This is a genomic window from Microbacterium sp. C5A9, assembly GCF_022627955.1.
Lineage (GTDB): Bacteria > Actinomycetota > Actinomycetes > Actinomycetales > Microbacteriaceae > Microbacterium.
The window spans coordinates 189,985-210,218 of the sequence record NZ_JABXGD010000006.1; the positions used below are offsets into that span (position 1 = coordinate 189,985).

General features: G+C 67.8%; 25 protein-coding genes. 13 read left to right on the forward strand and 12 right to left on the reverse strand.

Annotated features, from left to right (window positions below; translation table 11 throughout):
- The first annotated feature begins 16 nt into the window (after positions 1-16).
- Positions 17-1,012 (forward strand): Gfo/Idh/MocA family protein, encoded by a 996-nt coding sequence (locus HWD99_RS12790; protein ID WP_241796640.1) that lies wholly within the window; start codon positions 17-19, stop codon positions 1,010-1,012.
- Positions 1,005-1,985 (forward strand): NYN domain-containing protein, encoded by a 981-nt coding sequence (locus HWD99_RS12795; RefSeq protein ID WP_241796641.1) that lies wholly within the window; start codon positions 1,005-1,007, stop codon positions 1,983-1,985. The genes HWD99_RS12790 and HWD99_RS12795 overlap by 8 nt, the downstream gene beginning before the upstream one ends.
- A gap of 25 nt (positions 1,986-2,010) precedes the next feature.
- Here the strand turns inward: HWD99_RS12795 and HWD99_RS12800 are convergent, their stop codons facing one another.
- The gene (locus HWD99_RS12800) at positions 2,011-2,304 is read right to left on the reverse strand and encodes a Dabb family protein (protein ID WP_241796642.1); all 294 of its coding nucleotides are present in this window, start codon (positions 2,302-2,304) and stop codon (positions 2,011-2,013) included.
- 77 nt (positions 2,305-2,381) lie between these two features.
- Here HWD99_RS12800 and HWD99_RS12805 point away from each other — a divergent pair, with 77 nt between their 5' ends.
- The gene (locus HWD99_RS12805) at positions 2,382-3,011 is read left to right on the forward strand and encodes a DUF4166 domain-containing protein (RefSeq protein WP_241796643.1); all 630 of its coding nucleotides are present in this window, start codon (positions 2,382-2,384) and stop codon (positions 3,009-3,011) included.
- Positions 3,008-3,994, forward strand: coding sequence for an epimerase (locus HWD99_RS12810; protein ID WP_241796644.1), 987 nt, complete (start codon positions 3,008-3,010; stop codon positions 3,992-3,994). The genes HWD99_RS12805 and HWD99_RS12810 overlap by 4 nt, the downstream gene beginning before the upstream one ends.
- Before the next feature lie 9 nt (positions 3,995-4,003).
- Here the strand turns inward: HWD99_RS12810 and HWD99_RS12815 are convergent, their stop codons facing one another.
- The 3 genes from HWD99_RS12815 to HWD99_RS12825 form a co-directional block, all read right to left on the reverse strand.
- Positions 4,004-4,396, reverse strand: a complete 393-nt coding sequence (locus HWD99_RS12815; RefSeq protein WP_241796645.1) for a PLDc N-terminal domain-containing protein — start codon at positions 4,394-4,396, stop codon at positions 4,004-4,006.
- A gap of 41 nt (positions 4,397-4,437) precedes the next feature.
- Positions 4,438-5,367, reverse strand: a complete 930-nt coding sequence (locus tag HWD99_RS12820) for an aldo/keto reductase family oxidoreductase (RefSeq protein ID WP_241796646.1) — start codon at positions 5,365-5,367, stop codon at positions 4,438-4,440.
- Between the two features lie 135 nt (positions 5,368-5,502).
- Positions 5,503-5,727, reverse strand: a complete 225-nt coding sequence (locus HWD99_RS12825; protein WP_241796647.1) for an XRE family transcriptional regulator — start codon at positions 5,725-5,727, stop codon at positions 5,503-5,505.
- A 93-nt stretch (positions 5,728-5,820) separates the two neighbouring features.
- Between HWD99_RS12825 and HWD99_RS12830 the strand changes: the two genes are divergently transcribed.
- Genes HWD99_RS12830 through HWD99_RS12840 form a run of 3 tightly spaced genes read left to right on the forward strand, consistent with a single transcriptional unit; the run spans position 5,821 to position 7,235 of the window.
- Positions 5,821-6,198 carry a helix-turn-helix domain-containing protein gene (locus tag HWD99_RS12830; RefSeq protein ID WP_241796648.1) on the forward strand — a complete coding sequence of 126 codons (378 nt, stop codon included), beginning with the start codon at positions 5,821-5,823 and terminating at the stop codon, positions 6,196-6,198.
- Positions 6,199-6,235: 37 nt separating this feature from the next.
- Entirely contained in the window at positions 6,236-6,628 is a 393-nt protein-coding gene (locus HWD99_RS12835) for an ImmA/IrrE family metallo-endopeptidase (protein ID WP_241796649.1), read from the forward strand.
- Positions 6,629-6,632: 4 nt separating this feature from the next.
- A complete protein-coding gene (locus HWD99_RS12840; protein WP_241796650.1) occupies positions 6,633-7,235 on the forward strand; it encodes a GNAT family N-acetyltransferase in 603 nt (200 codons plus the stop codon).
- A 3-nt stretch (positions 7,236-7,238) separates the two neighbouring features.
- Here HWD99_RS12840 and HWD99_RS12845 read toward each other — a convergent pair whose 3' ends face one another.
- Positions 7,239-7,442, reverse strand: coding sequence for a hypothetical protein (locus HWD99_RS12845; protein ID WP_201470347.1), 204 nt, complete (start codon positions 7,440-7,442; stop codon positions 7,239-7,241).
- Between the two features lie 109 nt (positions 7,443-7,551).
- On the opposite strand from HWD99_RS12845, the gene HWD99_RS12850 reads away from it, so the two are divergent.
- The gene (locus HWD99_RS12850) at positions 7,552-8,163 is read left to right on the forward strand and encodes a flavodoxin family protein (RefSeq protein WP_241796651.1); all 612 of its coding nucleotides are present in this window, start codon (positions 7,552-7,554) and stop codon (positions 8,161-8,163) included.
- 9 nt (positions 8,164-8,172) lie between these two features.
- Here the strand turns inward: HWD99_RS12850 and HWD99_RS12855 are convergent, their stop codons facing one another.
- Both HWD99_RS12855 and HWD99_RS12860 read right to left on the reverse strand, forming a co-directional pair.
- Positions 8,173-8,505 (reverse strand): hypothetical protein, encoded by a 333-nt coding sequence (locus tag HWD99_RS12855; protein WP_241796652.1) that lies wholly within the window; start codon positions 8,503-8,505, stop codon positions 8,173-8,175.
- Between the two features lie 48 nt (positions 8,506-8,553).
- Entirely contained in the window at positions 8,554-9,567 is a 1,014-nt protein-coding gene (locus HWD99_RS12860) for a hypothetical protein (RefSeq protein WP_241796653.1), read from the reverse strand.
- 147 nt (positions 9,568-9,714) lie between these two features.
- Here HWD99_RS12860 and HWD99_RS12865 point away from each other — a divergent pair, with 147 nt between their 5' ends.
- From HWD99_RS12865 to HWD99_RS12875, 3 genes are all read left to right on the forward strand, one after another.
- Complete coding sequence (locus tag HWD99_RS12865; RefSeq protein WP_241796654.1) at positions 9,715-10,014, forward strand: ATP-dependent DNA ligase; 300 nt, start codon at positions 9,715-9,717, stop codon at positions 10,012-10,014.
- A gap of 40 nt (positions 10,015-10,054) precedes the next feature.
- On the forward strand, positions 10,055-11,734 hold the full coding sequence (gene pgi, locus HWD99_RS12870; protein WP_241796655.1) for a glucose-6-phosphate isomerase: 1,680 nt from the start codon (positions 10,055-10,057) through the stop codon (positions 11,732-11,734).
- Between the two features lie 160 nt (positions 11,735-11,894).
- Positions 11,895-12,893, forward strand: a complete 999-nt coding sequence (locus tag HWD99_RS12875; RefSeq protein ID WP_241796656.1) for a hypothetical protein — start codon at positions 11,895-11,897, stop codon at positions 12,891-12,893.
- A gap of 12 nt (positions 12,894-12,905) precedes the next feature.
- Here the strand turns inward: HWD99_RS12875 and HWD99_RS12880 are convergent, their stop codons facing one another.
- The 5 genes from HWD99_RS12880 to nrdH are packed head-to-tail and all read right to left on the reverse strand — an operon-like array spanning position 12,906 to position 17,677.
- Positions 12,906-13,802 (reverse strand): hypothetical protein, encoded by an 897-nt coding sequence (locus HWD99_RS12880; protein WP_241796657.1) that lies wholly within the window; start codon positions 13,800-13,802, stop codon positions 12,906-12,908.
- Positions 13,803-13,831: 29 nt separating this feature from the next.
- Positions 13,832-14,812, reverse strand: coding sequence for a class 1b ribonucleoside-diphosphate reductase subunit beta (nrdF, locus tag HWD99_RS12885; protein WP_241796658.1), 981 nt, complete (start codon positions 14,810-14,812; stop codon positions 13,832-13,834).
- A 31-nt stretch (positions 14,813-14,843) separates the two neighbouring features.
- The gene (nrdE, locus tag HWD99_RS12890) at positions 14,844-16,964 is read right to left on the reverse strand and encodes a class 1b ribonucleoside-diphosphate reductase subunit alpha (RefSeq protein ID WP_241796773.1); all 2,121 of its coding nucleotides are present in this window, start codon (positions 16,962-16,964) and stop codon (positions 14,844-14,846) included.
- 20 nt (positions 16,965-16,984) lie between these two features.
- Positions 16,985-17,437, reverse strand: a complete 453-nt coding sequence (gene nrdI, locus HWD99_RS12895; protein WP_241796659.1) for a class Ib ribonucleoside-diphosphate reductase assembly flavoprotein NrdI — start codon at positions 17,435-17,437, stop codon at positions 16,985-16,987.
- A 6-nt stretch (positions 17,438-17,443) separates the two neighbouring features.
- On the reverse strand, positions 17,444-17,677 hold the full coding sequence (gene nrdH, locus HWD99_RS12900) for a glutaredoxin-like protein NrdH (protein ID WP_017828869.1): 234 nt from the start codon (positions 17,675-17,677) through the stop codon (positions 17,444-17,446).
- 389 nt (positions 17,678-18,066) lie between these two features.
- On the opposite strand from nrdH, the gene HWD99_RS12905 reads away from it, so the two are divergent.
- Both HWD99_RS12905 and HWD99_RS12910 read left to right on the forward strand, forming a co-directional pair.
- Complete coding sequence (locus HWD99_RS12905; protein WP_241796660.1) at positions 18,067-19,275, forward strand: MFS transporter; 1,209 nt, start codon at positions 18,067-18,069, stop codon at positions 19,273-19,275.
- Positions 19,272-20,186: a sugar kinase gene (locus HWD99_RS12910; protein ID WP_241796661.1), complete on the forward strand. Its 915-nt coding sequence runs from the start codon at positions 19,272-19,274 to the stop codon at positions 20,184-20,186. The genes HWD99_RS12905 and HWD99_RS12910 overlap by 4 nt, the downstream gene beginning before the upstream one ends.
- The last annotated feature ends 48 nt before the right edge of the window (positions 20,187-20,234 follow it).

Below are 20,234 nucleotides of genomic sequence, written 5' to 3' on the forward strand. Positions count from 1 at the left end.
CCTCTACGCTGAGACCATGACTGGTCTTCGATGGGGAATCCTCGCGACCGGCGGTATCGCCGGCGCCTTCGCTTCCGATCTGCGCACCGCCGGACTCGATCTGGTGGCGGTCGGCTCGCGGTCCCAGGAGTCCGCGGATGCGTTCGCGGCGCGCTTCGACATCGCCCGCGCACATCCCTCGTACGAGGCGCTGGTCGCCGACCCCGAGGTCGACATCATCTATGTCTCGACCCCGCACCCGATGCATCACGCGAACGCCCGCCTCGCCCTCGAAGCCGGCAAGCATGTGCTCGTCGAGAAGGCGTTCACCGTCGATCGCGCCCAGGCCGAAGACCTGCAGCGTCTGGCCGCCGAACGCGGCCTGCTCGCGATGGAGGCGATGTGGACGAGGTATCTGCCGCACATGGTCCGCATCCGCGAGATCCTCGCGGCGGGAACCCTCGGCGACATCCGTGTCGTGACCGCCGACCACACCCAGAAGATCTCGTCCGATCCGGCGCACCGGCTCAATGCCCTCGAGCTCGGCGGCGGCGCACTGCTCGACCTCGGGATCTATCCGATCTCGTTCGTCTGGGACGTGCTCGGCGCCCCGGCCGACATCACCGCCACCGCACGGCTGATCGAGACCGGCGCCGACGCCGAGGTCGCCACCATCATGACGCACGACGGCGGCGCGATCTCGACCACGATCTCCTCCTCGCGCGCCGCGGGCCCGAACGCCGCCAGCATCATCGGCACCGATGCCCGCATCGACATCGACCGCGTCTGGTACACGCCCACGACCTTCCGCGTCGTGCAGCCCGACGGCACGGTCGTCGAGGAGTACGTCTCGCAGGTCGAGGGGCGTGGCATGCAGTATCAGGCCGAGGCCGCCGAGCGTCTCGTGCGCGACGGCATCCTCGAGGGAGACATTCTGCCGATCGCCGAGACCGTCGCGATCATGGGCACGCTCGATGAGATCCGCGCCCAGATCGGCGTCCGGTACCCGAACGAGGGAGTGAACCATGGCTGAAGCACACGACGCCCGCGTCGCCGTCTACCTGGACTTCGACAACATCGTCATCTCCTGGTACGACCGCGTGCACGGCCGCAACGCCTACGGCAAGGACCGCCAGCGCATCACCGAGAACCCCACCGACCCCGAGGTCACCGAACGGCTCTCCCGCGCGATGATCGAGGTCGGCGCGATCATCGACTACGCCGCCTCTTTCGGCACCCTCGTGCTCACGCGCGCGTACGCCGACTGGTCGTCGCCCGTCAACGCCGTGTACCGCTCGCAGCTCGTCGCCCGCGCGGTCGACCTCGTGCAGCTCTTCCCGGCCGCCGCCTACGCGAAGAACGGCGCCGACATCCGCCTGGCTGTCGACGCCGTCGAAGACATGTTCCGCCTGCCCGACCTCACGCACGTCGTGATCGTCGCCGGAGACAGCGACTACGTGCCGCTCGCACAGCGCTGCAAGCGTCTCGGCCGCTACGTCATCGGCGTGGGCGTCGCGGGTTCCACCGCCAAGTCGCTCGCCGCCGCGTGCGACGAGTTCGAGGCCTACGACTCGCTTCCCGGAGTGGTGCGCCCGAGCAAGCCCTCGGCGGCGCCGGCCCCGGCCGTGGTCGAGGTGCCCGAGATGGTCGCCGAGCCCGCGGTCAAGGTCAAGACTCGACAGCCGTCGAAGACGGCGAAGACCAAGGCAGCGGCCGCCACGACCGCTCCCACGAAGGTCGACGAGCAGGGTGAGGGCACCGAGCAGGGCGAGGCCACCGAACTGCTGCAGCGCGCACTGAGGCTGGGCCACGACAAGGCGGATGCCGACGAGTGGCTGCACAGCTCGGCCGTGAAGACGCACATGCGGCGCATGGATCCGTCGTTCAGTGAGAAGGCGCTCGGCTACCGCTCGTTTTCGGACTTCCTCAAGTCACGCGAGAACATCGCCGAACTCGAGGAGACGGGCCACGAGCGCCTCGTGCGGCTGCGGGAGCCGGCCGCCTGACGCGGACCCGCAGCCCGCTCGCTCCTCACTCGACGAAGTCGTACTCCTGGAACGACGCGACTTCCGGCACCCAGCGGTCCGCGACGAACGCGGTGTGCGCGGGATGGTCGTTGTACGCGCGGTAGGCGCTCTGATCGGCGAACACCATCGAGAACTGATGCTCGAGGTCGCTCTTCGGGCTGACCTGGCGCCGCACCGCGAACTCCTCGACGCCGGGGATCGCCGTGAGCACTGATCTCGCCGTCTCGAGGAACTCGCGCTCCTCCGGGGATCCTGACTCGTGGACGAGGCGGAAGACGACGGTGTGCTGGATGGTCATGGAACCTCTTCGGTGCTCAGATCGGATCGGCGCTCGATGTCCTTCGATCCTCTCATCCGTCCGCCTAGGCTGGACCCGTGACTGCTGCGGAGAACCCCCACGCGTCCCCCTATGAACGCGCACTCGGCGAGCGCATCGACGAGCTGCACCCGAAGACGGGATGGTACTTTCGCACGATCCCCGACGGGCACGTCGGCGTCGGACGGGGCACGTTCACGACCGCCGGGTCTCGGCATCGCTGGCTGTGGCCGGCGTTCCGCATCGCCGAGGCACTGGGCGTGGCCTTCGCAGGATGGGAGACCGACGTCCCCTTCCGCATCGAGAACCGCACGGTCGACGGCCGAGCGCTCGCCGTCCGCCACTTCGACCTCCCGGGCCGCACCTGGGTCATGCCGGATGTCGTCGAACTGACCCCCGCCGGCATCCTCCGCAACGAGATCGGCCCCCGCCGCACCGTGGTGACGACGTTCGACATCGATGTGCGCGACGGCGCGGTCGTGCTGAGCATCCGCAAGGTCGGGCTGCGGATCGGCCGACTGCGCATCGCCGCCCCCGCGTTCCTGCGGCCCACGATCGGGCTGGTCGAGCGGTGGGACGACGAGCGCGAGCGCCACCATGTGAACATGACCATCGACGCCCCTCTCCTCGGTCGCGTGTACGAGTACACGGGCTTCTTCGAGTACTCGATCGAGAGCGAGACGGCATGAGCGAGGGCGCACCGACGCCCGGCGGCCGGGTCGTCATCGGCGGGTCGACCGGATTCATGGGAACGTACCTGCTCCCGAGGTTCCGCGAGGCAGGCCGCGACGTCGTCACGATCTCCCGATCGGGTGCCGACATCGCCTGGGGCGATCAGGGGGCGATCGACCGGGCCGTCGACGGAGCGTCACTCGTCATCGGCCTCGCGGGCAAGAGCGTCAACTGCCGCTACACGCCTGAGAACCGCGCGGCGATCTTCCGCTCCCGCCTCGACACCACGGCATCCCTGAGCACCGCGATCGCGAGGGCCGAGACCCCGCCCGCCCTGTGGGTCAACTCCTCGACGGCGACGATCTACCGCCACGCCGAGGATCGTCCGATGACGGAGTCGACCGGCGAGATCGGCCGCGGGTTCTCGGTCGAGGTCGCCACGGCCTGGGAGCGCGCTCTGTTCGCCGACGACCTGCCGCGCACGAGACGCGTCGCGCTGCGCAGTGCGATCGTGCTCGGCCACGGCGGTGTGCTGGGACCGCTGCGCACCCTCGCCCGTCTGGGACTCGGCGGCACGCAGCTCGATGGACGGTGGCCGGTGAGCCGGGCTCGCCGTGCGGCCGGGACGGGGCACGACGTCGGTGCTCGCGGCGGGCGTCAGCACTTCAGCTGGGTGCACGTCGAGGACGTGGCGCGCATCATCGACTTCCTCGAGGTGCATCCCGAACTCGACGGTCCCGTCAACGCTGCTGCGCCGAACCCTGTCGACAATCGCGAGTTCATGGCCACCGTGCGCCGCGAGGCCGGCGTGCGCGTCGGACCGCCGATGCCGCGATGGATGCTGGAGCTCGGCGCGATCGGCATCCGCACCGAGACTGAGCTGATCCTCAAGAGCCGCTGGGTTCTGCCCGAGAAGCTCGCGGATGCAGGGTTCGCGTTCGCCTACCCCGAGCTCGACGCGGCAGTGCGCGAGTCCTTCGAGGTGCCGGTCGTCGCCTAGAGACGTCTGTCAGAGCGACGGGGATCCGTCGCCGTCGGACTCTCGCCTGCGCTTCTCGATCTCCGCACGCAGACGCCACTCCTCGATCTCGCGATCGAGGTCGGCGATCTGCTGCTCGGTCGTGCGCGTGTCTGTGGGCGGCGAGGGCTGCGGGGCGGGCTGAGGAGAGGGCCGACGACTCGGGCGACCGGCCGTCCGCATCCGCGGGATGCGCAGGCCCGCCTCGGAGTACTCCCGTCCGATCGCGAACCAGAGCAGCCCGCCGATCAACGGCAGCAGGATGACGATGACGACCCAGGCCATCTTCGGAAGGAACCGCACCTGCGAGTCCTCGCGCGTGATGATGTCGACCAGCGCGCCGATCATCAGGACGATGACGAGGATCGAGAACAGGAACGGCATGAGTTCAGGGTAGACGACGCGCGGCGGTTGCGCCCGGGCGGCTACGGCAGCAGATGCCCGCCCGCGCGGAACAGCTCGTACCATTCGGCACGCGTGAGCTCGATGTCGGCTCCGGCGGCGGCATCGCGCACCCGCGAGGGTGTGGTCGTTCCGAGCACGACCTGCATCTTCGCGGGGTGTCGCGTGATCCAGGCCGTGGCGATGGCGATCGGCTCGACACCGTACGATGCGGCGAGCCGATCGATCACGGCGTTGAGCTCGGCGTAGTCGGGGTTGCCGAGGAAGACGCCCGTGAAGAACCCTCCCTGGAACGGCGACCATGCCTGGATCGTGATGCCGTTGATGCGGCAGTACTCGACGATGCCTCCCCCGTCGCGCACGATGCTCTGGTCTTCGGCCAGCATGTTGGCGGCGATCGGCTGGGCGATGATCGGCGCGTGCGTGATCGAGAGCTGCAGCTGGTTCGCGACCAGCGGCTGCGTCACCGCGGTACGAAGCAGGTCGATCTGCCGCGGCGTGTGGTTCGAGACCCCGAAGGCGCGCACCTTTCCGGCGGACTCGAGCTCGTCGAAAGCGCGGGCGACCTCCTCGGGTTCGACCAGGGCGTCGGGACGGTGCAGCAGCAGCACGTCGAGGTGGTCGGTGCGGAGCGCACGGAGCGATCCCTCCGTCTGACGAACGATGTGCTCGTAGGAGAAGTCGAACGCCTGCTGCGCGGGGTCGATGCCGCACTTCGTCTGGAGGACGATCTCATCCCGCTCCGCCGAGCCGAGCTGCAGCGCGTCGGCGAATCGGGCTTCGCAATAGTGCATGCTGCCGCCGTAGATGTCGGCATGGTCGAAGAAGTCGATGCCGCTGGCCCGGGCGGCGTCGTAGAGCTCGCGGATCTGCGCATCGTCCTTGTCGTCGATGCGCATCATTCCGGCGATGACGGCGGGGGCGGACGCGGAGCCGAAGGGCACATTCTTCATGCCGTCCACGCTAGTCCCTCGCGCACGGATGCGGCCGGAGCGCGACCCCACGCGCCTCCGACCGCATCCCCCGGCTCGCGGCCGTCCCCAGAGCACGCGAGCGTCATCCTCCCTGATCGTCACCGGGCCCCGGGCTCACCGATCGGAGGGCGGCGGTACGAGACGCGAGACCGGAATGCCGAGCACCTGCGCGATGGCAGCGAGGTCGGTGATGGTGAAGTCCCGTCGACAAGAGAGCTGTGCGGTGAGCTTCTCGACCGCGATGCCCGACCTCTCGGACACCGACGCCGCGGTCGCGCCGGCGTGGGCGAGCTCTCGCTTCACCGCTTGCGCGATCATACGTCGCATGCCTGTCGTCACCTGACGACACTATCGCCGCGCGCGGGACGCATCAAGACCGCACGCACCAGCATGGCGGCATCCTGGCTTCGCCCCGGTGCTATCGTGACTCACGTGACGACACCTGCCGAGAACTACAACAGGGCCGTCGGGCGGCAGCTCAAGGCCGAGATCGCCGCCGCCGGCAGCAGCATCGCGCGGATGGCGCGCGACATCGGACTCTCGCGAAGCGCACTCGACAACTACACGACGGGCAAGCGCGACATCCCCGTCCCGGTGCTGTATCTCGTGAGCGCCGTCGTCGGCCTCGATCCCCATGTCGTCCTCGAGCGCGCCGAGGAGCGGATGCGCACGGAGTCCGGTCGCGGCGACGCCGTCATCACCGCTCTGCGTCCCCGCGCCGATGTCCCCGGTCGACGAGACAATGTCGCCGAGGTGGCGTTCGAATCCGAGCTCCCCCACGGCCGCGACACCGACGACCTCTACGACTGAGGTCCGCGACCGACGACGTCGATCGAGGAGGCCGCGCATGGAGCAACTTCTCCGACTGGTCGAGCAGCACGGTCTGCGCCTCGTCGAGCGCCGCGGCTCCTCGCGCGGAGGTTTCGAACCGGCCACCGCGACCATCCGCATCGACCCCGGCATGAGCAGCCGTGCGACATGCAGCGTCCTCGCACACGAGCTGGCGCACGCCGTGCTCGGGCATGTGCCCACGTCGGACGATGCCCTGCGCGATCGTCAGGAGCACCGGGCCGACGAGTGGGCGGCGCGCCTGCTCATCACGCCTCGGTCGTACGCCGACGCCGAGGAGCTGCGGGGTGCGCATCCGGCCAGCCTCGCGTTCGAGCTCGGGGTCACGATCGAGATCGTGCTCGCCTACCAGCGCCTGCTCCAGCGCGGTGCCGTCGCGCTGGTTGAATGAGTGCATGAGCTTCCGCACCGTCCCTGCACCGATCACCCTGACAGGACGCCTCGTCGAGCTGCGTCCGCTCGAGCCGTCCCACCACGACGGGCTGCTCGAGGCGCTTCTGGAGGGCGACCTGTGGAAGAACGCGTGGTACACCTCGGTGCCGTCTCCCGACGGGCTGGCGGCCGAGATCGAGCGGCGCCTCGGGCTCGTCGAGACGGGCGGGATGATCCCGTTCACGACCTTCGACGCATCCGGGCGGGTGCTCGGCCTCACCTCGTTCTACGACATCGTGGAGGAGGTTCCACGACTGCACATCGGGTACACCTGGAACAGGCCCTCGGCGCATGGCACGGGGACCAACGCCGAGTCCAAGCTGCTCCTGCTTCGCCACGCGTTCGACGAGCTCGGCGTGTTCCGCGTCGGCCTCACGACGCAGTGGGTGAACTTCCAGTCGCGGGCGGCGATCGAACGCCTGGGCGCGAAGCAGGACGGCGTGATGCGGGCGATCAGCCGCTACCGCAACGGCGCACTGCGCGACAGCGTCGAGTTCTCGATCATCGAGCCCGAGTGGCCCGCGGTGAAGGCGAACCTCGAAGCGAGGCTCGCCAAGCGAGGCTGAGCCTCACTCGGTGGCGTTGCCCGACCAGTTGTCCTTGCGGCGGGTCGCCGAACCGCGCTGACGCATGACGAACGCCAGCGACAGGCTGACGATGAGGATCCCGGCGATGAAGACGATCGCCTGGAAGTCCTCGAGCGACTGCGCGAGCCCCATGAGCCAGATGCCTCCGAGGAAGAGGATCATGAAGAAGATGAAGCTGAGGATCACGGGGTCTCCTGTCTGAACAACCGGCCAGCATCAAGGATACCTTTAGCGCAGAGATCCCCCGCACGAAAGCCCCTGCACATGCGGCGCACGGCATGGTTTCGTCGCTCCCATGACAAAGACGCTCACCGCTCTCGCCCTCACCTGCAGCCTCAAGCCCTCCCCCGCCGAGTCGAGCTCCGACCTCCTCGGATCCCAGATCCTCGATGCCCTCGCCGAGCACGACGTCACGGGGAGCCTGGTCCGCGTGGTCGATCACGTGATCAGCCCCGGGGTCGAGGCGGACATGGGCGGCGACGACGAGTGGCCGACGCTGCGCGAGCGGGTGCTCGCGGCCGACATCCTCGTGTTCGTGACCCCCACCTGGATGGGCCAGCATTCGAGCGTCGCCCAGCGTGTTCTCGAGCGCCTCGACGCCGAACTCGCGGAGACCGATGACCAGGGGCGGCCGATCCTGTTCGACAAGGTCGCCATCGCCGCCGTGGTCGGCAACGAGGACGGCGCCCACCACATCGCGGCGATCCTCTTCCAGTCGCTGAACGACGTGGGCTACACGATTCCCGCCCAGGGATCGGTGTACTGGAACGGCGAGGCGATGCAGACGGTCGACTACAAGGACCTTCCCAAGACCCCCGAGAAGGTCGCTCAGGCCACCGCGACGGCAGCGAGGAACGCCGCACACCTCGCCCGCGACCTCACGGACGGCGGCTACCCCGCGGAGTAGCCCGGGCGCTCAGGCGGCGGGCGCTCCGGCGCTGAGCACCTTCGGCTGCACGAATTCGTCGATCACGAGTTCGCCGGTCGCGTTGAGGGCGTGCATCATGTCTTCGATACGCGACTTCTCGATGTTCTGCGACTCGGCGGTGCTGAACAGGAACTGCAGCGGGATCGCGGGATGGATCCACACCGTCACCCGGCCGGGGTCGCCGCCCTCGGTCGGGTGCCACGTCATCATGAAGCTCTCCTGCCGGCGCAGCTTCGTGCCGATGATCACCTTGAGGTGTGCAAGCGTCTCGTCTTCGATGAGGATCGGCTCCGATGTGCCGTCGTATCGCAGTCTTCCCATGAGTGAACCGTACCCCGACGCGAGCCCCGATACGCACAGGACTGCCGATCACCGGCGTCGGCAGAATGTCACGATATCGTCGCGGCGCCCCCGCTCGACATCCAGACCCGCCAGCTCGAACCTGCGGAAGACCCGACGCGGCAGGGCGGGAAGCTCGGACGTGCGCCCCGCACGCGCTTTCGCGAGCCCCACGACGAGAGAGAGATCGGCCTGCGCTCCACGGACTTCGACGCGCGCGTAGTCGCTCGCGGTGCGCCAGACGAGGCGCTCGATCTGCCGGAACGGAATGACATGCACGGCGGATGCGACGCGGATGCGCAGTTCGTCGTTGCCGAACGCGACCCGGCACGCGACGGTGCGCCGACGCACGACGGCGAGGAACAGCAGATACGCCGGCAGCGCGATCACCAGGCCGACGACGATGACCGCGATCTTGGGCCCCGCCTGCACGAAGACGTCGTCCAGGGCGATGAGGACCGCGACGCCGCCGAGACCGCCGACCAGCACCATCGCGACGATCCACGCCGTGATCTCGCGCATCCGCACAGCGACCGCTGCGAACTCCACGACCGAGCCGTCGCCGCTCGCGTCGCGCTCCCACGTCGGCGCCACCGGTGCCGGACGGCGCGAGGAGTCGTGCCGCGAGAAGAGGTCGGTGATCCGAGAGATGAGACCGAGCCAGATCCAGCCGAGTGCGGGAGCGGCGGCGATCTGCAGCACCACGACGGTTGCCCTGGCCGCCTCGGGCAGCGCCGCGAGAGGCTCTCCGCCGTGCTCGATCGCCCAGTACATCAGCGCGGTCAGGGCGGCAGCGACACCCACGTGCACGATGGCGCCGAGCGCGGGAGGCCGCATCTCGAGGGTCGCGTTCACGAACGCGAAGGCGACAGCCCAGCCGCCGATCAGCATCAGCAGGAAGCCGAAGAACCCGAGGTCGCCACTCACGAGCGTCCAGCCGACGGCAGCGGCGAGCAAAATCACGCCCACCAGCAGCGGGGTGACGATCAGGAGACGAGAGATGCTCGACCGCGCACGGGTCTCATGAAGGCTCAGCTCGGTCATCTCCGCCATCCTAGGGCGGGTCGCACCGGCGCCACCGATCCGGAATGCAGGGGCATGATCCTCCGTCCTGTGCGCCGTGTACAGGCCCTTCGCGGCGCGGTGCCCTCGTGGGAGGCTGAGGCCTCAGGCACCGAGGAGACGCGGCCGATGGGACGATTCACATACAACCGAGGGCCGCGCGTCCATATCGAGGACAGGGCGCTCGATCACCTCCAGCTCGTCATGACGGCGAAGCTGCGTCGGGGGGAGCCGTTCGCGTTCACCTGGCGCGACGATCTCAGCCTCGGCGGCGGTCGTACGACCGTGTGGGTGCACCCCGCGAGCGCCCTCGCCTTCTCCTACACCGGCACTCGGTCGCGCGACATCAACCGCGACTGGCTCCGCGATCTCGCGGTGACCGCCTCCCAGCCGGGTGGGCTCTACCTCACGCCGGAGCCCGTGCGGTAACCGGCGCGCGGAGCATCACGGGTCGCAGTAGCGTGGGAGCATGACCGCTCCCGTTGATCCGACAGCCACTTCCGCCTGGTCCGAGCTCACCGCCCTGCACGGTGCGTTCACCCCCGATCTGCGCGGCTGGTTCGCCGCCGACGCCGACCGCGCGCAGTCGCTCTCGTTCGCCCTGGCCGACCTGCATGTCGACCTCTCGAAGAATCTCCTCACCGAGGAGGTGCTCGCCGCCCTGCTTCGTCTGGCCGAGCAGACGGGTGTCGCAGACCGCTACGCCGCGATGCTCACGGGTGCGCACCTCAACACCTCCGAACACCGGGCCGTGCTGCACACCGCGCTGCGCCGCCCGGCCGGGGCGTCGCCCGCTCTCGTCGTCGACGGGCAGGACGTGGATGCCGACGTGCAGGCCGTCCTCGACGCACTGAGCGCCTTCGCCTCGCGCGTGCGCACGGGCGAGTGGCGGGGAGTGACGGGCAAGAAGGTCACCCACGTCGTCAACATCGGCATCGGCGGCTCCGACCTCGGCCCGGTCATGGTCTACGAGGCTCTCAAGCCGTATGCGGATGCGGGCATCGAGGCGCGCTTCGTCTCGAACATCGATCCCACCGACCTCGCCCAGAAGACCGGCGACCTCGACCCGGAGACGACGCTCTTCATCGTCGCCTCGAAGACGTTCACCACTCTCGAGACGCTCACCAACGCCCGCCTCGCGCGCGACTGGCTGTGGGCCGGCCTCACGGCATCCGGCGCCATCACCGACGACGACGACGCGCGCACCGACGCGGTCGCCCATCATTTCGTCGCGGTCTCCACCGCGCTCGACAAGGTCGCCGCGTTCGGCATCGACCCCGCCAACGCCTTCGGGTTCTGGGACTGGGTCGGCGGCCGCTACTCGGTCGACTCCGCGATCGGCCTGTCGCTCGCCATCGCCCTCGGCCCCGACACCTTCCGCGACCTGCTCGCAGGCTTCCACGCCGTCGACGAGCACGTGCGCACGACACCGCTCGACCGCAACGTCCCCGTGCTGATGGGGCTGCTGAACGTCTGGTACGTGAACTTCTTCGGGGCGCAGTCGCACGCGGTGCTGCCCTATGCGCAGCAGCTGAGCCGGTTCCCCGCGTACCTGCAGCAGCTGACGATGGAGTCCAACGGCAAGTCGGTGCGCTGGGACGGCTCTCCCGTCACCACCGACACCGGCGAGGTCTTCTGGGGCGAGCCCGGCACCAACGGACAGCACGCGTTCTATCAGCTGATCCACCAGGGCACCCGGCTCATCCCCGCCGACTTCATCGCCTTCGTCAACCCGGCGTACCCGCTGACCGACGGCGGACAGGATGTCCACGAGCTGTTCCTCGCGAACTTCCTCGCCCAGACCAAGGCCCTCGCGTTCGGCAAGACCGCGGAGGAGGTCGAGGCCGAGGGCACGACCGGCGCCCTCGTCGCCGCGCGGACGTTCGCCGGGAACCGGCCGACCACGTCGATCTTCGCGCCCGCACTCACCCCTCAGGTGCTCGGCCAGCTGATCGCGCTGTACGAGCACATCACGTTCACGCAGGGCACGATCTGGGGCATCAACTCGTTCGACCAGTGGGGCGTCGAGCTCGGCAAGCAGCTCGCGATGCAGATCGCGCCCGCCATCGGCGGCGACGAGTCCGCCGTCGCGGCGCAGGACGCCTCGACCAAGGCGCTGCTGGCGTACTACGCCGCGAACCGGAAGTAAGCGGGACGCGCAACGGGGGCGGATGCCATGGCATCCGGCCCCTTCTCGTGTTGCGGAAGGGGCGACGACGGACCGCCCGCCTCTCCCGCGGCGGTCCGTCCGTGGCTCGGGAGCCGCCGATGCCGATGCGGGCGACGCGAGGCGGGTGTAGGTTGCGGAGATGGAGCCGATCCGAGTGGGGCTCGTGGCAGATCCGGCCTCCCCCACGGCCGTCGCGCGTCGGATCACAGACCTCACGCCGCCGCTCGCCGACGGTGCCGGGAGCTGGATCGTGGAACTCGTCAGCGAGCCGTTCACCCTCGGCTCTGAACACGTCGACGTCGCCCTGGACCGACTTCGCGTGCACGCGACGCAGAAGCGATGGGATCTCGTCATCGGCGTCACTGAGCTTCCGCTTCGCGATGACGATGGCCCCTATCTGCTGGCGGCGATCGATTCCCGACGCCGGGCCGCGGTGCTGTCGCTCCCCGCCCTGGGCGGCTTCCGCGTGCAGAGCCGCGCCCGTCACGCGGTACGAGGTCTCGTCGACGGAATGGCCGAACCCGCTTCACCTGTGGAGCAGCGCCTTCCACTCCCCGGGATCAGTGCCCGGGGACGCGTGCTGCGGGGCATGGTGCTGGCCAACCGTCCGTGGATGCTCGCGGCAGGGCTCAAGTCCGCACTGGTCGCGGCACTGGCGACCGGTGCGGTGGCGACGATCGAGCCTACGGTGTGGTCGCTCGCCAGCTCGCTGTCGGGCTGGCGTCTGGTGGCGGCGACGGTGGCCTCCATCTCGATCATCATCGCCTGGATCATCATCGACGGCAGGCTCTGGGACCACCCTGACGACGACTCGTATCAAGCGCGTGAGAGATCTCGCCTCTACAACACCTCGACGCTGCTGACTCTGACGATCGGCATCGTCATCTGCTATCTGGCGCTGTACATCGTGAACCTCGCCTGGGCGCTCTTCGTGCTCGACATGACAGTGATGAGCGACTCGCTCGGTCGAACCGTCGGACCCGGCGACCTGTTCGTGCTCACGTGGTTCGTCGCGTCGGCGGCGACGCTCGGCGGCGCCCTGGGCACAGGTCTGGAGTCCGACGACGCCATCCGCGCCGCCACCTATTCGAAGCGCGAGGAAGAGCGACGGGCCCGTCTGGCCGACGAGCGCGGCTGAGGCGCCCGCGACTCATCCCCTCCCGACTCTGGATCGGTGATCGCGCACGCCGTGCATCCGTTCTTCCGAGTCGACGTCCCGGGCGAGTTCGTCCGCGTGAGGGAGCGCACGATCTCGACTCCGCTCGTCCGGAGTCGGCACCACGTCTGTGACGCGCCTCATCTGCAACTCGTCCCCGAGTCCCCACGCCGCGCGGAACCGTGTTCTCAGCCGCCTGAGCTGCCTGTCGGAGTGCACTGCCGGGAACAGTGCGACGAGCAGGAGCGCTGCCGAGCTGCCCCCGAGCATCAGCGCCAGCAGCGTTGCCGTATCGTCTCGAACCCCTTGTGCCGTCGCCAGAAGCCCGTGGACAGTCGGGACCAGCGCGACGACGGCGAGGGTCAGCGCCGCCCCCAGCAGTCCGAAGGTGATTCCCCGCGCCCAGGACCAGGGCGTGACGATCGTCCTGATCACCGACGCTGTGACCAGGTCATCGCGCGCAGCCGCCGCCAGGCGTGCCGCCGGCGAATCCGGTTCCATCGTCTCCAGCTCGGCCGACAGTTGCCGAGCCCGCCGAAGTTCACGGGGCGCTGCGTGCTGCAGCGCCACGCCTGCGAAGGCGAGCACGCCGGTGATCCCCGCCGCTCCCAGGGTTGCCAAGAGTTCCATGTCATCTCCTCCGTCGAGCTGTGATGACACAGCTTGCCCCGAACATCCGACATGGTTCGGGGTGGGAAGGGGAATCGCTGTCGAGGCCGACGAGATGTCGTCTGCGTCGCCGACCAGGTCGGGAGCCGAGATCCCGGTCGCGTGCGCGAGGAACACCGGCGTCGATGCTGCCGCGACCATCGACCACCGCGGCCTGACAGTGACTTCACGAGCGACCATGAGCGCCCCAAAACCCGAAGGAGGGGGCGGATGCCGCAGCATCCGCCCCCTCCTTGATGTTCAGCGTTGACTCAGAAGTCCCAGTCGTCGTCTTCGGTGGCCTCGGCCTTGCCGATGACGTACGACGATCCCGAACCGCTGAAGAAGTCGTGGTTCTCGTCGGCGTTCGGCGAGAGCGCCGACAGGATCGCCGGGTTCACGTTCGTGACGGTCGAGGGGAACATCGCTTCGTAGCCGAGGTTCATCAGCGCCTTGTTGGCGTTGTAGTGCAGGAACTTCTTGACGTCTTCGGTCAGGCCGACGCCGTCGTAGAGGTCCTGCGTGTACTGCACCTCGTTGTCGTAGAGCTCGAACAGCAGGTTGAAGGTGTAGTCCTTCAGCTCCTGACGACGCTCCTCGGTCTCGTTCTCGAGACCCTTCTGGAACTTGTAGCCGATGTAGTACCCGTGCACGGCCTCATCGCGGATGATGAGGCGGATGAGGTCGGCCGTGTTCGTCAGCTTCGCCTTCGACGACCAATAGATCGGCAGGTAGAAGCCCGAGTAGAACAGGAACGACTCGAGCAGCGTCGAGGCGACCTTGCGCTTGAGCGGGTCGTCGCCCTGGTAGTAGTCCATGATGATCTGAGCCTTCTTCTGAAGGTTCGGGTTCTCGGTGGACCAGCGGAACGCCTCGTCGATCTCCTTCGTCGACGCGAGCGTCGAGAAGATCGAGGAGTAGCTCTTCGCGTGCACCGACTCCATGAACGCGATGTTCGTGTAGACGGCCTCCTCGTGCGGGGTGATCGCATCGGGGATGAGCGACACGGCGCCGACGGTGCCCTGGATCGTGTCGAGCAGCGTCAGGCCGGTGAACACGCGCATCGTGAGCAGCTGCTCTTCGGGCGTCAGCGTGTTCCACGACTGGACGTCGTTCGACAGCGGCACCTTCTCGGGCAGCCAGAAGTTGTTCACCAGACGGTTCCAGACCTCGAGGTCCTTGTCGTCCTGGATGCGGTTCCAGTTGATCGCCTGCACGCTGTCGACCAGCTTGAGCGGGGGGTGGGGAGTCATGATTCGTCGTTTCTCGTGTTCAGTGACCGGCTCAGAGCATGCAGGAGACGCACTCGGTCATGTCGGTGCCCTCGAGCGCCATCTGACGCAGACGGATGTAGTAGATCGTCTTGATGCCCTTGCGCCATGCGTAGATCTGAGCCTTGTTGATGTCACGCGTCGTGGCGGTGTCCTTGAAGAACAGCGTCAGCGACAGGCCCTGGTCGACGTGCTGGGTGGCGGCGGCGTACGTGTCGATGACCTTCTCGTAGCCGATCTCGTACGCGTCCTGGTAGTACTCCAGGTTGTCGTTCGTCATGAACGCGGCCGGGTAGTAGACACGGCCGAGCTTGCCTTCCTTGCGGATCTCGATCTTCGACGCGATCGGGTGGATCGACGACGTCGAGTTGTTGATGTACGAGATCGAGCCGGTCGGCGGAACCGCCTGCAGGTTCTGGTTGTAGATGCCGTGCTCCTGGATCGACGCCTTCAACGCCACCCAGTCCTCCTGCGTCGGGATGTGCTTGCCAGCGAACAGCTCCTTGACCTTCTCGGTCTCGGGCTCCCAGGCGCGCTCGATGTACTTGTCGAAGAACGTGCCCGAGGCGTACGTCGAGTCCTCGAAGCCGTCGAAGGCCTGCTTGCGCTCGATCGCGAGGTTGTTCGAGGCGCGCAGCGCGTGGAACAGCACCGTGTAGAAGTAGATGTTCGTGAAGTCGATGCCCTCTTCGGAGCCGTAGTAGACGTGCTCGCGAGCGAGGTAGCCGTGCAGGTTCATCTGGCCGAGGCCGATGGCGTGCGAGCGGTCGTTGCCGTCTTCGATGGAGCGCACCGAGCGGATGTGGCTCTGGTCGCTCACCGCGCTCAGCGCGCGGATCGCCGTCTCGACCGTCTGACCGAGGTCGTCGGCATCCATCGACAGCGCGATGTTCATCGAGCCGAGGTTGCAGGAGATGTCCTTGCCGATCTGGTCGTACGACAGGTCGTCGTTGTACGTGGTCGGCGTGTTCACCTGCAGGATCTCGCTGCAGAGGTTCGACATGTTGATGCGACCCTTGATCGGGTTCGCCTTGTTCACCGTGTCCTCGAACATGATGTACGGGTAGCCGGACTCGAACTGGATCTCGGCGATGGTCTGGAAGAACTCCCGCGCGTTGATCTTCGTCTTCTTGATGCGGGCGTCGTCGACCATCTCGCGGTACTTCTCGGTGACCGAGATGTCGCCGAACGGCACGCCGTAGACCTTCTCGACGTCGTAGGGCGAGAAGAGGTACATGTCCTCGCCGTTCTTGGCGAGCTCGAACGTGATGTCGGGCACGACGACGCCGAGCGAGAGCGTCTTGATGCGGATCTTCTCGTCGGCGTTCTCACGCTTGGTGTCGAGGAAGCGCATGATGTCGGGGTGGTGGGCGTTGAGGTACACCGCACCCGCACCCTGACGGGCGCCGAGCTGGTTGGCGTAGCTGAAGCTGTCTTCGAGGAGCTTCATCACGGGGATGATTCCCGAGGACTGGTTCTCGATCTGCTTGATCGGCGCGCCGGACTCGCGGATGTTCGAGAGCAGCAGCGCCACGCCGCCGCCGCGCTTGGAGAGCTGCAGGGCGGAGTTGATGCCGCGGGCGATCGACTCCATGTTGTCTTCGATGCGCAGCAGGAAGCAGCTGACGAGCTCGCCGCGCTGTGCCTTGCCGGCGTTGAGGAAGGTGGGGGTCGCGGGCTGGAACCGACCGGAGATGATCTCCTCGACCAGGGCGATCGCGAGCTTCTCGTCACCGTCGGCGAGGCCGAGGGCGGTCATCACGACGCGGTCCTCGAAGCGCTCGAGGTAGCGCTTGCCGTCGAAGGTCTTGAGCGTGTAGCTCGTGTAGTACTTGAAGGCGCCGAGGAAGGTCTCGAAGCGGAACTTCTTGCCGTACGCGAGATCGTTGAGCTTCTGGATGAAATCGAGCGAGTACTGCTCGATCACGGCCGGCTCGTAGTACTCCTTCTCGACGAGGTAGTCGAGACGCTCCTTGAGCGAGTGGAAGAACACGGTGTTCTGGTTGACGTGCTGCAGGAAGTACTCGCGCGCCGCACGCTTGTCGGCGTCGAACTGGATCTTCCCGTTCGCGTCGTACAGGTTGAGCATCGCGTTGAGGGCGTGATAGTCGAGACCCTCGTAGCTCGGGTTCATCTTGAACGCGACCGTCTCGGTCACGGCGTCATGCTCTTCGACTGCAGTTCCCACTGTCTTTCCAATCCGTCGCTCACGCGATCAACATCGTCCTGTGTGCCGAAGATCTCGAGCCGATACAAGTGAGGCACGTGGCACTTGCGGCTGATGATGTCACCGGCGAGGCAGAAGGACTCGCCGAAGTTGGTGTTGCCCGCGGAGATCACGCCGCGGATGTGGCGCCGGTTTCGCTCGTCGTTGAGGAACCGGACCACCTGCTTGGGCACGGCACCTTTTTCGACGCCCCGCCCCTCACCCCCGCCATAGGTGGGGGTGATCAGCACGAAGGGCTCGTCGACGACGAGTTCTTCCTCCTGCCGGAGGAGCGGGATGCGACGGGCCCGAAGCCCGAGCTTCTCGACGAAGCGCGCGGTGTTACCCGAGGCGCTCGAGAAGTAGACCAGGAACGGCGCGGCGGTCGCGACGGCGCTCATGGTTCATCACGCCAGGCGCGAGGCGAGCTCGTCGATCTTGTCGGGACGGAAGCCCGACCAGTGGCCCTCGTCGGTGACGACGACGGGCGCCTGCATGTAACCGAGCGCCTTGACCTGCTCCAGGGCCGTCGGGTCCTCCGACAGGTCGAGGATCTCGTACTCGATGCCCTTGGCGTCGAGCGCGCGGTAGGTGGCGTTGCACTGAACGCAGGACGGCTTGGTGTAGACCGTGATCGACATCTTTTCGCTTCCCCTCACATCTCTGGCCTGCTTCTGAATCAGGCTGTTTTCCGGCAGACCCTCGCCGGGATCTCAATACTACATATAGGTACGGACATTCAGGGTGACCACTAGGGGTAGTAGTTACATCCGTGTAGTTTTCCACCGCTCTCCACTGGTACAACACAGGTTCTCCACCGTTTCTTCCACAGGCAGGAGCGGTCGGAGAGGGGTCGCGAACCGCGAGAAATCGCGCCTCTCGAACCCCCGCCGGGAATCCATCCACAGGGGGCACGATACGCACGGCCTCGGACATTCGATTTCCTGTGGAAAGTCGTCTTCGGCGTGTCGCGGCGTGTCGTCCGGAGGGCGCTTCGACGGGTGTCCCCGACGCCCGGTAGCGTTGACCTGTGGCGGGATACACGGACCTTCTTCGCACGCCCGGGGTGGCGCGCATGATCGCGGCACAGCTGACCGCTCGGTTCCCCAACGGCATGACCTCGCTGGCGATCCTCCTGCACGTCGAGCAGCAGACCGGCTCCTACGGATCGGCTGGTCTCGTGCTCGCTGCGACCAGTGTGGGCCAGGCCGTCGCGGGTCCGATCACGAGCCGCTGGATGGGCGCGTGGGGCATGCGCCGCGTGCTCACCCTCACCCTCAGCATCTGCGTCATCGCCGTCCTCGGCCTCGCTCTCCTGCCGCTGAACGTGCCCGGCTACATGATCCTCGGCATGATCGCCGGCCTGTCGACGCCGCCGGTGCAGGCTGCGGTGCGCACCATCTATCCGAAGCTCGTGAACTCCCGCCAGCTCACGCCGCTGTTCTCGCTCGACGCCTCGCTGCAGGAGATCATTTGGGTGCTGGCGCCGGTCGTGATCACCCTCGTGTCCACGCAGGTCGGCACGGCCGAGGGGCTGCTTCTCGTGGCGGTCGTCCTGATCGGCGGCGGCGCGTGGTTCATCCTCTCCCCCGAGGTCGGTCGGGTGCGCATCCCGCGCAGCCGCAGCGCACTCGGCAAGGTCGTACTCAAGCCTCCGGTACTCCTCGCGACCGTCATCGGGTTCCTGCTCATCGGCGCCTGCTCGGCGGTCGAGGTCGGCGTCGTCGCGACGTTCGAGCACGGGAGTCTCGCAGCGGGCGTCGTGCTCGCGGTGTTCGCCGTCGGCAGCCTGGCCGGCGGACTCTCGTTCGGGCACATCCCGATCGGCCCGTGGGCGATGGCCCGCCGCCTCGCCATCGTGACCGTCGGCCTCGCCCTCACGATGTTCTCCCTCAACGTCTTCTGGCTCGGCGGCACCCTCATCGTCGCCGGCATCGGGATCGCCCCGGCGCTCGCGGTGCTGTTCGCCATCACGACGGCGAGCGTCAAGTTCAGCGAGACCGCCGAGGCGTTCGGCTGGGCGGGCACCGGTCAGCTCATCGGCGCGGCCGCCGGCTCCGCGGTCGCGGGCTTCCTCGTCGACGCGACCGATCCCCGCGGCGCCTACCTCGCCGCCACCCTGTTCGCGGCCGCCGGACTCGTGGTCTCGATCATCTTCGTGCGCTCCTTCCCCGACCTGCGTCATCGCGACGCGAGCCCCCACCCCGACACCGAGCCCCTGGCGGTCACCCCTTCATGAGCACTGCCCCCTTTTCCGCATCCGTCGCGCCCGAGGTCGTCTGCGTCGGCGAATCCATGGTCCTCATCACCGCCCTCGGCGCACCGCTCGCCGAGACGGAGACGGCCGCGCTCGGACTCGCCGGCGCCGAGGGCAATGTCGCGGTCGGGCTCGTCGCAGCGGGGCACACCGCAGCGTGGGCATCCCGTCTCGGAGACGACCCGATCGGCGTCCGCATCTCCACGGAGCTCGCGCGCCGCGGCGTCGATCTCTGGGTCACGACGGATGCGGATGCTCCCACCGGCGTCATGTTCAAGGACCCCGGCGTCGAGTCCTCGTCCGTCTACTACTACCGTCGGGGGTCGGCGGCGTCGCTGATGGGCCCGGGGTTCCTCGGCCCCGACCGGCTCGCGGGCGTCCGGATCGTCCACACGACCGGCATCACCCCTGCCCTCTCTCCGTCGTGCCGCGCGATGGTCGATCAGCTCTCCGTCGACGCGCGCGCAGCGGGCGCACTCGTCTCCTTCGACGTCAATGACCGACGCGCGCTGTGGACCATGCAGGACGCCGCCGAGACGCTGGCCAGGCTCGCGGACGCCGCCGACATCGCGTTCGTCGGGCGCGACGAGGCCGAACGCATCTGGGGCACCGCGACGGCGGCCGAGATCCGCGCGCATCTCCCGAACTGCGCGCTCCTCATCGTGAAGGACGGCGACGTCGGCGCCACGGCGTTCTCCGGAGACGCCGACCCGGTGTTCGTGCCCGCTCCGCGCGTCGACGTGGTCGAGCCGGTCGGCGCAGGCGATGCATTCGCCGCCGGCTTCCTCGCCGCGACCCTCGACGACCTCGACCTCGCCGACCGGCTCGCCGCGGGTCACGCCGCCGCGGCCCGCGTGCTCACGACGCACGGCGATCTGCCTCCCCTGATCTGACCCCCGCATGTCCGCTGTCGGGCTGCCCCGCGCATCCCGGTCGTAGGC